At 67.3% G+C, this 14549-nt stretch carries 10 protein-coding genes and 1 pseudogene; 4 read left to right on the top strand and 7 right to left on the bottom strand.

The genetic code is table 11. The annotated features are described in order from the left end of the window. Positions 1–145: 145 nt before the first annotated feature. The 4 genes and pseudogenes from P2L57_RS07275 to P2L57_RS40605 all read right to left on the bottom strand — a co-directional run. Positions 146–472, bottom strand: a pseudogene (locus P2L57_RS07275) (integrase); the annotation flags it as partial. Between the two features lie 87 nt (positions 473–559). After that, the gene (locus P2L57_RS07270) at positions 560–4303 is read right to left on the bottom strand and encodes a caspase, EACC1-associated type (RefSeq protein WP_275810094.1); all 3744 of its coding nucleotides are present in this window, start codon (positions 4301–4303) and stop codon (positions 560–562) included. Positions 4304–4320: 17 nt separating this feature from the next. Beyond that, entirely contained in the window at positions 4321–4713 is a 393-nt protein-coding gene (locus P2L57_RS07265; RefSeq protein WP_275810091.1) for an effector-associated constant component EACC1, read from the bottom strand. 97 nt (positions 4714–4810) lie between these two features. Then, a complete protein-coding gene (locus tag P2L57_RS40605; protein ID WP_372515633.1) occupies positions 4811–5218 on the bottom strand; it encodes a restriction endonuclease in 408 nt (135 codons plus the stop codon). A 785-nt stretch (positions 5219–6003) separates the two neighbouring features. On the opposite strand from P2L57_RS40605, the gene P2L57_RS07260 reads away from it, so the two are divergent. Genes P2L57_RS07260 through P2L57_RS07250 form a run of 3 tightly spaced genes read left to right on the top strand, consistent with a single transcriptional unit; the run spans position 6004 to position 9839 of the window. Further along, complete coding sequence (locus P2L57_RS07260; RefSeq protein WP_275810088.1) at positions 6004–6840, top strand: vWA domain-containing protein; 837 nt, start codon at positions 6004–6006, stop codon at positions 6838–6840. Then, positions 6837–7667 carry a hypothetical protein gene (locus tag P2L57_RS07255; RefSeq protein ID WP_275810085.1) on the top strand — a complete coding sequence of 277 codons (831 nt, stop codon included), beginning with the start codon at positions 6837–6839 and terminating at the stop codon, positions 7665–7667. The genes P2L57_RS07260 and P2L57_RS07255 overlap by 4 nt, the downstream gene beginning before the upstream one ends. A 3-nt stretch (positions 7668–7670) precedes the next feature. Further along, positions 7671–9839 (top strand): serine/threonine-protein kinase, encoded by a 2169-nt coding sequence (locus tag P2L57_RS07250; RefSeq protein WP_275810082.1) that lies wholly within the window; start codon positions 7671–7673, stop codon positions 9837–9839. 552 nt (positions 9840–10391) lie between these two features. Here P2L57_RS07250 and P2L57_RS07245 read toward each other — a convergent pair. Then, positions 10392–10922 carry a universal stress protein gene (locus P2L57_RS07245; protein ID WP_275810080.1) on the bottom strand — a complete coding sequence of 177 codons (531 nt, stop codon included), beginning with the start codon at positions 10920–10922 and terminating at the stop codon, positions 10392–10394. 174 nt (positions 10923–11096) lie between these two features. Between P2L57_RS07245 and P2L57_RS07240 the strand changes: the two genes are divergently transcribed. Next, positions 11097–11543 carry an Lrp/AsnC family transcriptional regulator gene (locus tag P2L57_RS07240; protein WP_275810077.1) on the top strand — a complete coding sequence of 149 codons (447 nt, stop codon included), beginning with the start codon at positions 11097–11099 and terminating at the stop codon, positions 11541–11543. Positions 11544–12116: 573 nt separating this feature from the next. Here P2L57_RS07240 and P2L57_RS07235 read toward each other — a convergent pair. Then, complete coding sequence (locus P2L57_RS07235) at positions 12117–13433, bottom strand: hypothetical protein (protein ID WP_275810074.1); 1317 nt, start codon at positions 13431–13433, stop codon at positions 12117–12119. Further along, positions 13430–14467, bottom strand: a complete 1038-nt coding sequence (locus P2L57_RS07230) for a HesA/MoeB/ThiF family protein (RefSeq protein ID WP_275810071.1) — start codon at positions 14465–14467, stop codon at positions 13430–13432. The genes P2L57_RS07235 and P2L57_RS07230 overlap by 4 nt, the downstream gene beginning before the upstream one ends. Positions 14468–14549: the final 82 nt, after the last annotated feature.

Genomic DNA, 14549 nt, shown 5'->3' with positions numbered 1-14549 from the left:
CGTCTGCACTCCGCCCTCGACTACCTTCCACCCGAGGAATTCGAGGCCGAGTACTACCGTTCCCTGGCGACCCCGAACACCGCCTGAAAACTCACAAACCGGCCGCTACGAAACTCGGGGCAGCTCAGTGCTCAGCCCTCTAGCCCAGGTTCATCAGCAGATTCCGGGCGAGCTGCGCTACCCACGCGCCGGTCAGATTCGTGGTGCCGCCGAGAACGTGGACGCGCCGGATCTTGATCTCCATGACGAAGAAGACGTAGAGGCGCCTCAGAAGAACGGTGTCCACGTGCAGGAAGTCGCAGGCGAGCAGCGTATGGGCCTGCGAGCGGAGAAAGGTGTGCCACGTCTGTTGAGTGGTGCGCTGCGGTGCGGGTGGCAGGCCCGCGCGACCGAGTACGCGTCGGATGGTGGCGGCGGCCACGCGGTGGCCGAGCCGTCGCAGTTCGCCTTGGATTCTGACGTAGCCCCAGGTCGCCTGCGTGCCATAGCACGCTCCTGACCGGCGCTCGTACTGACCTTGCCTTGCAGGGTCAGCTCTCAAATCGGGTTCCAGACGCCCTCACCCATCACCACTCGGTCGCTGGTGGAGCCACGTGGGTACTGGAGCGGCTGGCATCCGCCGATCTGTTTGCATCGGCATAGCCTGGTTGGTCCGTCCTGCCCACACATGCCAGGCAGGCACCCTCACGCCGCGAGGCAGCAGTGCCGCTCTGGTCAGCGCCAGTCGCAGATGCCGTGCGGCATCCGCGTCTGGGACAACCCCGTGGTCGAGCAGTACTTGCGTTCGCATGCCGTTGAATTGGATGTCGAAATCATGTGGGTAGCCGTCCGTCACCGTGCCACGGTCCAGTAGCAAGCCCGGGACCGCGTCTGTGAGGAGCTTCTGGAAACGATCGCCGAGACGCGTGTGCTGCTCATCGTGGACGGCGTGCGAGCTTCCCGCACCATCGTCCTTCGCGGCGGCTTCCAGTAGAGCGCGCGGCACACCTGAGTGGTTTGACCAGAAACCCTGGTCCCCCAGCACTATGAGGTGTGAACGGGCCCTGGTTATCGCCACGTTCCAGAGGTTCACCTCTCTACACAGCCAGTTCAGGGCACTGGGTCGGATATGCGGACCAGCGACGAGGGAAAGCAGCATCACGTCTTGTTGCCCACCCTGGAAGGTGTGCACGGTCCCGACCCTCACCCTGGGTTCGGACTTCCACCGCCGTGCGATCAGGTCCTTCTGCGCGCGGAAGGGCGTGACGACACCGACGGTGGATCCGTCCGGCATCCGGCGCAGCAACCGTTCCACCGCGATATGAACTCGTTCTGCTTCCTCTCCGTTGATCCATGACCCGTCACGCCCTTGTCGTGCTGTGCCGGTGACGTCGAGCCACTGCACCGCGTCTACCCCGTCGAGGCGCCGCAGCGACTTCGGATCGGTCAGAACCGTCAGACGCCCCGCATAGCAGTAGCGGTTGGAGATACCGACGACGTCGGGGTGGCACCGGTAGTGCTCGCCCAGCAGCAGAGTGGCACCGGCCGCGCGAGCGGCGGCATGGAACGATGAGTAGCGCCGATGGCCAAGTCTGTGTTCTTCCAGCCAACTTCCTCGTACCGCAGCGGCATCTCGGGCCGCCGCCTCCTGACGCGGTTGCAGTTTGGTGATGTGCGGCAGCTGCATCGGGTCACCGATGACAAGCGCCCTGCGGGCGCGGAAGAGCAAGGGCAGCACATCCAACGTCGAGCACTGGCTCGCTTCATCGACGATCACTAGGTCGAACATGGCCGGCCGGTCCCGGAAGCGGCGAGCGGACCTGGCGGTCACAGCCCAACAGGGCACGTTTGGCAGGATGTTGTCCAGAGCGGCCCATTCGCGCGGCGCCCTCGCTCGTACGGCCTGAATGCGCTCACGGATGGCTTCCCGGGCAGGCGCGGCGTGCTCCGGCACTACGGCCTGTAGCAGAGCGGCTGCCGTATCCCGTACCTTCCGATCAGCGTCCCTTAGTCGGCCCAGCAGTTGTGCGTCATCCACCTCCCGGTCAGCGATCGCGGCCTGTGCCCGCCAGGCCGCCTCGTCCTCGGCGAATCGCACCAGCGCGCTGAACTCTTCTGGATCCCTTGCCCGTATGGCCAGTGCCCGCAGCCTGCGCAGAGCTCGGACGCGCCGCCGTCCGCCAAACAGACGCGCCCGGCTCGCCCGGCGAGCTGTCGGCAGCCATCGGTCAAGCGCGGCGTCATCGCCCAGTGCCGTCGTGAGCGCTCCGACGTCGCAGTGCTGCTGGTCGGCATACTCGTGCCGTCGACCGCCCAGGTCTGCGAGCTGTCGCTCCCGCAGAGCCACATCCGCGAGCTGCTGGCGTGCGGCGAGCTGTTCTCGCATGTTGTTGCGCAACTCGCCGCGGAGCGCCTCGGAGGTGCGAGGGGATTTGGTCCCGCGTGCCAGCTGTTCCAGGCTCCGCAGCTCGTCCTCGACGTTGTCCCGCTCTCCGCCTCGGCTGCCGGTGCGGACCAGCAACCCCGGCACCAGTTCCTCGCAGCGCTCCCATACTTCATCCACGGCCTTGTTGTTGGTGGACGCGACGAGCACAGACTGACCAGCCGCCCGCGCGGTGGCCACCGCATTGACGATCAACTGACTCTTCCCCGTGCCGGGAGGTCCAGTCGCAACAGTGAGCCTGCGGGTCATGGCGGCGCGGATCACGGTTTCCTGCCCGTCATTCAACTCCAGGGGAGCAACGACCTGCACGGCACGCTCAGCCTGCTCATCCCGCTCGAAAGGCCGGGCGAAGGCCCCGAGTGCGGTCTCCGCAATCTGCCCGACAGCCTTCTGCATGGACGAGTAGTCCTTGACGAGCTGCGCCGAGGTCCCGGAGTCGCCGCGCGTGGCGTGGACGAGCGCGACATTGCGCGCTCCCTCATGCGCGGCTGGCAGCGATGCGCCGTCACCGAGCGCAGCGGGATCAAGGTGTTCGGTGTCGGCGAGCCCCAGCTGGCCGAGGAGGCTCCGCAGGTCGCGCACCATCTCTTCGCGAAATCCTGGCCGCCAGTTCGGCTGGTACGAGGCGAGTAGTTCAACCCCCTCATCCTTACCCAACCGATCCAATATCAGCTTGGGGTGCGGGACCACAGGCCCGGCCGGGACCACTGTGGGGCGGCCCTGCTGGTCCTGGGCCACTTCGATCTGCTGCATCACAAGCGGCGCGCACACCTGCCGCTTGCCGTCGAAAAGGACCACGACCGGATAGCCGTACCAGAGATCGGCGCCATCCTGGCGTGCCCGCGCGGCCAGCTCAACGACGCCGGACGGCGCGGGGACGGACCCCGCGCTCCCCGAGAGGAGAACTTCCTCTCCCGCAGGCCAGACGGCGCGCGGCGGATCGCCACCGACGAGCGGCAGCAATTGGTCGGTCGAGTTCTCCTCACGCAGGCACTGCAGGTAGTACTTGAAGAGCTTGGGCCAGTCCGCGTCGGTGAAAGCCGTGTCGTCGTACGCGGCAACAGCTGCCTTGACCGATGGGAGGGCCGGTGCGCCACCGGCGCCTTGCTCAGCCATGGCGGGTGCGGCAGCCAGCGGCTTGAGTGCCGGTACCTGCCGGCCGACGGCGGAGTTCGCGAGGAAGATGTCTCCGGTCACCTGGAGGCTGGACTTGGTCGGTGTCTGTTGTTTGCCATCCGGAGCGTTCTTCAGCTCGCGGCTGATGTGCCGGAACAGGTCATCGGCGGAGACCTTGCCATCACCGTCGAGATCGGCACGCCCGGAGTGGAGCCCCTGGACCATCGCTCGGGTGAACTGCGAAGGCTCGCCGGACGACGATTCAAAGGCCGCCTCCCACTGGTGCGATGCGGTGATGACGTAGACGCCGCTCGCCTCAACGGCCGACATACTCCGCTCTCGTGGGCCGCCCTTGCTGCGAAAACCTTGTACGGCCGCTCCACTGAAGCAGCAGTCGAGCAACAGGATCTTGCGCCGGGCAGCGCACGCTTCGAGTTGCTCGGTGATGAACGCGGCCTCCATGGCTGTGCGTTGCAGTTGGTCGGCCCGGGTGTCGGCCGTGATGTAGTACAGCTGGCCGTCTTCGGTGTCGTACAGGCCGTGACCGCTGATGTAGAGCACTACCAGCTCGTCCGGCTCCCGGTCGCGGAGGAAACTCTCGACGGACTGCTTGATCGCGGCTTTGGAGGAGTCCTCCACTCGCACGCATGGCTCGAAGCGTCCGACGGACGGCATTTCCAGCACCTGGCTCAGATAGTGCACGTCGGCGCGAACCGAGGGCAGGGTGGTGAAGACGTCGTCCTGGTAGGAGGCGGTGCCGATCAACAGCGCATGCTGACGACTCACTCACTCGCCTCCGGCGATTCCCGCTCCCGCTCGTGGTGCGCCTGTAGCTCTTTCACTTCCCGGCCCGACACCGCGCCCTTCAACTCGGTCACCGTACCGTCGCTGGACTCCACCCGTACGTAACGGCTCTTACGCACCTCGACCCAGCCCTTGACAGCGGCGCGGGCCAGCGTCAAGGAGCCGCCTGTGATGACCAGCACTACCTCGGGAGTGAGGAGCGCTCCCTTCGCACCGTCTCGGCTCGTTCCCGGCAACCGCCGCTCCGCGAACCGCACGTCGGACCCGTCGAGCTCGCGCAGTTCGTCACGGAGCTCCCGTGCCTCACGCTCGGCATGTGCCGGGTCAGCGCCAAAAACCCGCACTCGGAGTTCGCGATCGTCCTTCGACATGTCCCCCCTTGGGTCAGCCAGCTATTCCTGCTGCATGGGCGTTGGAGCCATTCGTCAACCCAGTACCCTAGCGATCTCACGGATGGCGGGCGCCTGCTCACAATCCCCGCCGCCGCGGTCGCCGAACAGGCGAAGCAATCCCCAACAGCCTGTACAGCGGCACTCCTCCGTCCGACCACTGATCCAGCACCTGACGGTCCACCATGTGGATCCCATACCGCGGGCAGCTGGCCCGTGCCGGGTGGGTGAACCCTCCCGTGGTCACGATCGCCGCGAAGTCTCCTCCGTGATCGTGGCGATAGGTTCCGTTGACCCGCTGCACGTCCTGGTCCCCCACTCTCCGATCCCAGCGCAACCTCTTGCACTGGACGACCAGAGTCCGGCCCCACCGATCCACCGCGATGACGTCGGCTCCCTTGTCCCCGGCCCGCCCCACATGCCTGGACGTGAAGCCATCCCGCATGAGGAGCCGGTGCACCGCCAGCTCGAATTCCCTGTCCCCCATCGCGTCCAGGTGGGCCAGTGAGTACCGCGCCGATGCGGCAGGTACCCGCCGACGAGCCACTCTCCGGACAATCGCTTTGCGCCCTGGTCGCGCGCAGCCGACCGTGACACCACCGATGACCACAGCGAGGACCCCCCAGGGCCCCGCGGGTTGCGCCCACAGCGCCGAGACTCCTCTGGCCGCCGCCACACCTCCCGCGAGAGCCAGCAACGCCCAGACCCACCGGGGCAGCGCCGCCCATCCGCCGGTGCTCCGTTGTCTCATGCCGCAAGCGTCCATAGTCCGTACGCGGCGGCGAAGAGCCCTAACCCCGCCAGGTCTGTCACCGTGACAACGGCGAAGGTGTGCTGATGACACCGGCTGAACAGCCCCTTGCGTGTTCGTCGACAGGGCCGATGCCGGTACGTCGGCCCGCCGCACCGCGAGACCAGCCCCACTCCCCCGATCACGAGCAGCCCTATCACTAGCAGCATCCTCGCCCCCCTCTGCGCCAACCAATTACAAGTAGCTGCCAGCACATGCCCCCGTCACTGCTACTTTCGGCCATAACCCCATCGTCGATGGCATATGGAGGTGCGCAGGCGCACAGCCCCGGGACGCTTCGCTCCGCATCACGAGTGCCTTCGATGCCGCCTACGCGGATTGTTCGAGTAGACGCCAATGGGCCGTCAACTTCACTAATATGTCTGCGTCTTGGGGGGTCAGCCCGGCCGAACCGCAGGCCGGCCTGCGGGTGTGCCACACCGCGCTGGCACCGCCGCGCATTCACCACCTGGAGTCCGCACATGGCATATACGGCCGAGATCAGCCGCACCAACCCGACATGCATCGTGTTCCTCGTCGATCAGTCCACCTCGATGACGGATCCGATCGGTGGAGAGGTGCCGCAGAAGAAGGCCGACGTGGTCGCCGACGCCATCAACCGGCTGCTCACCGAGTTGTCCGTCAAGTGCGCCAAGGAGGAGGGCGTACGCGACTACTTCCATGTCGCCGTAGTCGGCTACGGCGCGACAGTGGGTTCGGCATTCGCCGGCGCGCTCACTGGCCGCGATCTCGTCCCGCTGAGTGAGGTCGCCGACAATCCGGCACGCGTCGACGACCGTACGAAGAAGGTCCCCGACGGGGCAGGCGGCCTGGTCGAGATGAGTGTCAAGTTTCCCCTGTGGATGGACCCCGTCGCCCATGGTGGAACGCCGATGAACCGCGCACTGAAATACGCGGAGACGCTTGTAGCGGGATGGACCGAGCGCTACCCCGCCAGCTTCCCGCCCATCGTCATCAATCTCACCGACGGCGAATCGACGGACGGTGACCCTGTGGAGGCCGCGAACTCCATCACGGCCCATGCCACCGCCGACGGCACCGCGCTGCTGTTCAACCTCCATGTCTCGGCTTCGGGCGGTTCACCGGTCTCCTTCCCCGATTCCGATGCGGACCTTCCGGACTCGCATGCCAGCACCCTCTTCCAGATGTCAAGCCCGCTTCCCAGCCACATGCGCTCCTACGCCGCTTCACAGGGCCAGAAGGTCAGCGAGACCACCCGCGGATTCGTCTACAACGCCGACATCACCTCGGTTGTCCAGTTCCTGGACATCGGCACTCGCGCCACCGAACTGCGGTGACCTCCCCCGGCCTCTACATCACCCACCTCGTCGCGCCCAAGCACGGCAGCACGGCACTCGAGTGCGAGGACGCCGTCTGCGTGCTCCCGGACCGGCCCCACGACGACCTGATCACCGGGCCGGTCGCGGCAAGCGTGTGCGACGGCGCGACGGAGAGTGTCCTCGCGAAGGACTGGGCACACCTACTCGCCATCGAGTCAGCCCAATGGGCCTTGGAGCAAGCCGACTTCTTCACCGCGGGCCCGGTGTACGAGCAGTTCGCGACGGCGGTGGTGGAGCGGTGGGACCCATGGCTGGAGGAGTACACCCGGGACCGTGCCGAAGTCGGTCGGCCCCTCAAGTGGTATGAGCAGGCCAAGCTGGCCGAAGGCGCGTACGCGACCATGCTGACGCTCAGGATCACGCCCGGGCCGGACTCTCCCACTGAGACGTGGCAGTGGCAGGTGGCCGCGCTGGGCGACAGCTGCATGTTTCACATCCGCGACGACAAGCTGATTCGGTCATTCCCGGTTGAGCGTGCCGAGGAGTTCGGCACCGTACCCGACCTCTTCGGCAGCCGGAACCGCGACACCGGCCTGATCGGTGCCCGTACCCGGTTCACCACAGGTGTCTGCGAGCCGGGCGACCGACTGCTCCTGATGTCCGACGCCCTTGCCGCCTGGTTCCTGGGCGCCCCGGACCCCGTTCACGCCTTCCGCCAACTCCTTGAGTTCGGAGGCCCGCACGACACCGACGGCTTTGGCGCCTGGCTCGATGACCTGCGGTCACAGCAAGTGCTGCGCAATGACGACGTCGCCGTCGTACGCATCGACGTCGAAGGGAGGTGACGTATGGCCGCTGCCGCCGGACCGTTCCGCCAGTTCCCCACCGGTGGCGAGTACTCGGAGGCCATGCAGAACACCCATCTGTGCTTCCGCCACCCCGAGTTGAAGGGTGCGGTTCCCGAGCTCACCAAGATCCACACTCCAAAAGCGATCTCGGGTGCCTTCGCCAGCGTTTTCTCCCTCACCTCCGCCGCCTCGGGGCGGCGCTACGCCGTCAAGTGCTTCACCCGGCATATCCCGGACCAAGAGATGCGGTACGAGGCGATCAGCAAACAGCTCGTCACACTCGACTCCACAGCCCTCTCGCAGCCGTGGAAGATGGGCTTCGAATACCTGCCGGACGCGATCTTGGTTGGCGCCGAGCGGTATCCCGTGCTGAAGATGGAATGGGTCGAAGCGGTCACGCTGTCAGCGTGGCTTGACACCCACCACCACGACAGCGCCGCCGTCGCCCGGCTCGCGGACCGCTTCTCCGAGCTGGCCGCCGATCTCGTCGCGCACGACATAGCCCACGGCGACCTGCAACACGGCAACCTGCTAGTGGCCGACGACGGCACCCTCCGTCTAGTGGACTACGACGGCATGTACGTGCCGGCCCTGTCCGGCCGCGAGGGCACGGAGAGGGGCCACCGCAACTACCAGTCCCCCGCCCGCGGCGATGAGGACTTCGACTCCCACATGGACCGGTTCTCCGCCTGGGTGATCTTCCTTGCGCTGAAGGCCGTCGCGGCGGACGCCAGACTGTGGGCGCAACTCCACGAACGGCACGGCGAATACCTACTCCTCGCCGAGGACGACTTCAAGAACCCGTCGGCCTCTTCCCGCTTCCCAGCTCTGCTCGCCCATCGAGACCAGACCGTTCGGGACCTCGCAGACCAGGTCCGTTCCCTGTCCTGGCAGCCGCTCGATGCGCTCCCGCCTCTTCCGTCCGCCCCGGTGAGCGCGCCGACGCTCCCGCTGGCCTCCGCCGCACCTCATTCCGCGGACAACGGCAGCACTCTGCCAAGTTGGATGAGCGGCCATCTGCCCCCGGTCTCATCAGCACCGCCCGCGGAAGACCCGGATGCCCCGCCCACCAGTTTCACGGGCCGCCGGGCCCTGGATGTCCTAGCTGCAGTGCTGCTGCCCATCACCGTGTTCGTGCCCGCCATTCTCTGCGCCGCTGGCGTCCTTGCTTCCCTCCTGCTACCGCTGCCGCTCACCGCGACCGCCTTCCTCACCTGGGCCGCACACCGCACACGCTCCGAAACCCGGCTGCTCCGCAAACACGTGCGCGCGCTCACGAAGCGTCGTTGGCAGGCCACCCACCCTGACAAGGCGACCAATGAACTCCACAGGCAGCGTATGGAGTTTGACTCGGCCGAGACCAAACGCAAGGCAGAACTCACCCGGGCTCAGCAGGAGCTGCTCGACCGCCACCAGCGCGAGGTAGCCGCCGCCGACAGCGGCAAGATCAAGAAGTGGGCCGCGATCGACCGCAAGGTCTCGTCCCTGGACGGTGAGCTGAGGGCGGCCATGGACCAAGCTCTCGCGACCGAGCGGGCCACCTTCGTCCAGGAGGAGTTGCGCAAAGCCCGCATAGCCACGGCACGACTGCAGGGAATCGGCGAGAAGCTCAAGGGGAGTCTCGCCATGTATGGAATCAGCGCTGCCGCAGACTTCACCGGTATCCGCTTGATTTCGACCAACAGCGGCGGATACGCCAGCACCACTGCCCTGATCGTGAAGACCGGCGGCCGCGAGGTGAATATCAAGGGCATCGGCGCCGCCAAGGCACGCACGCTCGACGCCTGGCGGCAGGCGCAGATCTCCGCCGCGCAATCCCGGTGCACCATCCGGCTGTCATCGGCTCGACGCCAGTCCATCACATCCGACTTCGAGCGCCGTCGGGCGCAACACAGCGATGAGCGCCGCAAGGCGGAAGCCGATGCCGCAACCCAACGCGCCCAGGCACAGCAGCGCCTCCAAGACGGCCGCGTCCGGCTCTCCGCCCAAGACGCCGCCGCTCTGCGTCTAGCACAGCAGCAGCGCCAAGCCTTCGCACAGCGCGCCCTCCAGATCCAGGAATCCCAAGCAGACCTTGACTCTGTCAACGCTTCCCTTGCTGAGGCCCGACGCATCCGCCGCGCCCTGTCCCATGCCCGCTACCTACGCTTCGCGTTGACGGGGCACTGACACCGAAGGGGCCATCCACCTCGGCTCCCGGGCTCGCGCCGCTTTCCCGCTCCGTGATCGGCAAATGTGGTCTTCAGATGGCCTGGCCAAGGACGGCTTACCCGGTACTTCCTCCCGGGTGGATTCTCGGCACCGAGAGCGTGAACGGATCACACTTCGACAGGCAGCCTCTACCTGCCAATCTTCGAGACGGACGTCGAGCGCCCGGCGATTCCCGTTTCCAAGGACACGAAGCCGGAAGCGATCTGGTCGTGACCAAGCACGGCCCAATCAGCTGACGCGTCTCCTCGCCAGGTGCGTCATCTTCCTTTTGATCAGGGCGCCTTCACACGTCACGGGTCTGACCGCACGACCAGCCCATATGTGCGGAGGGGTCGGGCGCGGAGGCGCAGGTCGCAGCTTTGCGCGTCGTGGCGCGGGGTCGCTCGCCTCCGCCCAGATGGGGGCCACACGGCGGGGTCTTCCGGGAAAGCTTTGGGATGCGGGCGGCAAGAGGGGACCGCCCGCGTCCAGCGCGGGCCTTCGGCTGGCATCGGGGGAAAACCCACGCTGTTACGCCGTGCCGCCCGTGCGGTGGCCTGGACGCAGCGCGAAATCGGCGGGCTCCGCGCGGCGCAACTGGCGGGACACCTCCCGCGGCACCAGTGGCGCGGGCGCCACGAGCACCGGACAACGGGCGCCGGCCAGCACCTGGCGGGTGACCCGGCCGCGCCATGTGCGGGCCAGACACCGCCGTCCCCCGACCACCAGCAGGTCGTCCGGTCGGTCGGCGAGCGCACACAGGACCCAGCCCGGCTCGCCACGCGGGGTCCGTAACTCCGTGCGCACACCTGGAGGATGACCGCCGAAGGCCTCATTCAGGAGCACGTCCAGACGCTCGGCCGCCTTCTTCCTCGACTCGGCGGCCAGTGGCGGACACGGTGCCCTCCGGTACAGGCCCTCACCTCCCGGCGGCTCCCACGCCAGCACCGCGATCAACGCCCGGCCGTCCCGTCTGGCCTCCCGAGCGCTACGTTGCAGGGCCCACAGGCCGGTCGGCGAACCACTGACGCCGACGATGACTCGGTCTCTCTCGTACGGCACACCCTCTCCTTGCCTGCGCATCCTGTGAAACTGCCGGTCCCGTGCACGGCGACAGAGCACGGATACGTCACTCAAGCGGGGTGGTCTGTCCCGTTGCCGGACCTGACTCCCAGCTTGGCGACAACTTCCGAAGACCTCCAGATGAGCCGAAATTCTGACGGCAAGATGACGGGTATGCCGAATTTAGACGAGACCAACCGGCGCTTACTGCTAGAGCTGCAGAAGAACGCGCGCCGTTCCAATCGTGAGCTCGCCCGCACCCTCAGAATCGCCGACTCGACCTGTCTCGAACGGGTGCGCAGCCTCCAACAGTCAAGGGGGATCGCGGGATACGCCGCCGAGGTCGACCTGGAGGCGGTTGAATCGTTCCGTCACTTCGGGCTTCCGCTGCCCGAGGTGCTGGACGTCTTCGTAGTGACGGTCACCAGCGACTTCCAAGTGCTCGTCGCCGTGCAGGATCCGCAGCGCCTTGAGGACTTCGTCCTCGACCGAATCGCCCAGTACCCGTCCGTGGCTGACGTCCACGCCTCGCTGGTCTATGAGCATCTACGCCGACAGCCAGTGGAGATTCTGGAATCCACACCCTCCCGCCGCAAGCCGACGCCCTGGATTGGCAGTTAGCCGTCCACGAAGCCGGCGGGCCGTGGGGGCCGATCGATGCATCCGCGCCGATCCGCGCCGTTCGGCAGAGGAGGTTCAGCCCTCGCTAGCGGTCTTTCCCCCAGCGCGGCGCGCAGCCTATGCATCGCTATGTCGAGTTACCCGAGCGTCGCGTTGACCTCGTCCTCCGGCGACTCAATGTCCTCCTTGGTGCAACGCGTCGCGGCAATCCGGGCGGGCTCCGCAGCGTGCTTCAGGCCCAGTGTGAAATAGCGGGGCACCCTTCGTGTTCCGAGGCGTCGAAGCTCATCCGACTTGCCATATGGACGGCTTCGTAGGCGGCGGCAAACAGATGGCTGCACGTCCCGTCGCTGGTGAAGACGCCACCGACGTACCTCGCGACGTCGTCGCGGATGCTCCGCGTAGGGAGCTGTGCGACCGTCCATCCCGCCGTGCCGTTGGTCTCGCTTGGAGAAGAACTCCGTCATCTCGGGGACGGCGGCGACGATCCTGCGGCTTGCTGCAACAGGGCGGATCTGGCTCGTTCTGGAGCTTCGTCCCACCACTGCTGTCTGGGCGAGCCTCGCGTCCGGGTCAGACCGGCAGCGGGGCACGCGCCGTCCTGCCGATCATCGCCCACAGGCTCAGGGTCTCGGTGGTCAGGGCGCCGACCAGCGCCAGTTCCGCGTCGGCCACCCCGGGCAGGGAACTCAACGGCAGCAGCAGGCCGAACATGAGGAAGGCCGCGAGATGTACGGCCGCCGCCCGGGGCAGCGCCCGGCTGGTCCCCCCGGCGATCGCCACGGCGCGTAGTCGGCCGCGGAGAGCCCACAGCGGCGGGGCGGCCACGAGTACGGCCATCCAGCGCAGTCCGAGGTTCGCAGGGCCGGACGGGACGTTGCTGAACCCGGCGATGTACAGGTGCGCCAGTGGCGTCAGGACGACCAGCAGGGACACCGCGAGCAGAACGCCGGCGAGCAGGACGGTGAACCGCATGAGCAGGCACGGCGCGCCTGCCCGTTTCAGGAACGCGGCGCCGACCGAGTCAAGGTCGGACAGCGGCACCGTGCCCAGGGACACCAGCCCGTACAACGCAGGCCAGACGACCAGGGAGTCGCCAGCCTGCTCGGACCGGGCGATCACGATGGTGGTCACCAGTGCGGGGCTCATGTTGAGCAGCACGCTGGAGGTGATCCGGGCGTGCTGCGGGAGAATCCTTCCCCCCGGTACGTCCGGTGCCGGCACCGGTTCCAGCCGCCGGGCGAACAGAGCCAGGCAGGCGCTCTCGGCCCAGGCTCCCACGGACAGAGCAAGCCCGCCGGTCGCCCCGGCCGGTACGCCCGCCTGCCACAGGCCGAGGCCCGCGATCACGGTGGCGCCGATGCGGGCGACGGTGGCCACCGCGATGGGTCGTGTGGTGTCGCTGTCGATCAGGCGGCCGTGGAGGAAGCGGCGCACCGCCACGGCGAGCGGTGCGGAGGCGAACGACAGCAGGCAGGTCCGGAAGTCCGCCCGCAGCTCCGCCGGAAGGCCCAGGAGCGTTGGGAATCCGGCCGACAGGCCGGGCAGCAGCGCGAGCGCCACTAGGAGGGCGCAGCCGAGCCCTCCCGTTGCCAGGGCCCGCCGTAGCAGGACGCGTGAACCGTGGTTGCTCAACTCGGTGACAACCACCGGGGCCAGCGCGAGGGCCGGGGAGTTGACCACGAACAGCACCGACAGCCCGGCGCCCAGCGCCGCCATCGCCGATGCGCCGCCGGGCATGCGTCCGACGATCGCCACGACCAGCGGGATCTCCCAGGCGAGCATGGACGAGCCGAGGGCTGTGGGCAGCCAGGACCGGGCGAGCGAGGCGATCCCGGTGCGGTCCGCCTCGCCCGGGATCGGCTCCGAGGAGCGTCCAGCCGTCGTCACCGTGGCGGCCGGCCCTTCTGGCACGGGCAGTCGGCACGGAAGGAGAACTCGGTGAAGTCAAAGGTGAGCGTCTCGGTGTTCACGTACAGACTCCTGCCTGCGGTGCGGGAGGTCGACTTGGCTCCCGACACCAGGCCGATCACCTCGTTGACGGCGATGCCCGCCACCATGGCCACCAGGGTTCCGGTGAGGCTGCCCGACTTCTCTGGGCGCAGGATGTTCAGATTGCGGATGCCGACGCACTCCATGCACGGTGTACGCCCGGGGAGCATGGTGGGGCCCACCCGGGCGCCCTTGTCAGTGATGCCGATCTGCCCGAAGGGCACCCCCGTCCGCAGGCTCGCCTCGTTCGACCAGCGGATCGCCTGGTTGCGTGGGCGGTCGTAAGCGTTGAAGAAGAAGTCCGCGCCGTCGACGAGCTTGACGATGTCCTCTGCGGACTCGATGCGCGTGTGGTGGGGGATGAACCGTGAGCGCGAGTTCTGCAGGGCAAGGTGGTGCTGCAGCGCCTCCAGTTTCGGGACGCCGACGTCGTGCTCGTCGAAGGTCGGGTGCGTCGGAAGGTTCTCCTCGGCGAAAGTGTCGAAGTCGACCGCCTCCAGGGTGCCGATCCCGGCCGCGTTCAGCAGCCGCAACAGGGTCGTTCCGCCCGCCCCGGTCCCGATCACCACGACGCGGGCCTCGCGCAGTCGGCGCATGCCCTCGTAACCGTCCCAGCCCTCACGGTCGTAGAGCCGGAGGTGGTTGATCTGCCTGCTCCAGCGGCGGAGGTCGTCGGGGTCGAGAGTCGGCGTGGCTGCCGCGTCATCCAGAACGCCTTGGGCGTCGAGGGCCGCCAGCCAGTCGTCCGCCTCCGGGAAGCGTGCGCGGAGCTCGCCGCAGGTGAGCGAGCCGTCGAGGGCGAGCGTGAAGGAGATCATCTCCTCGGTGGGATCTGAGATTTGCACCTTCTCGGGACCGATCCCGATGTAGAGGTGCGGTTCTCCCTCCACTTGGTGGATCCGGAGAAACTCCTTGATCCTTGGTTGCAGCATCGTGCGTCTCCTGTCCTTGGAGGCAGGGTGGTGCCGTGGCGGGGGGACGCGTGCCCCCCGCCACGGCCTGCGTGAGCGTGGC

It is taken from the genome of Streptantibioticus ferralitis (genome assembly GCF_029223525.1).
Lineage (GTDB): Bacteria > Actinomycetota > Actinomycetes > Streptomycetales > Streptomycetaceae > Streptantibioticus_A > Streptantibioticus_A ferralitis.
This window is presented reverse-complemented; position numbering and strand designations above follow the sequence as displayed.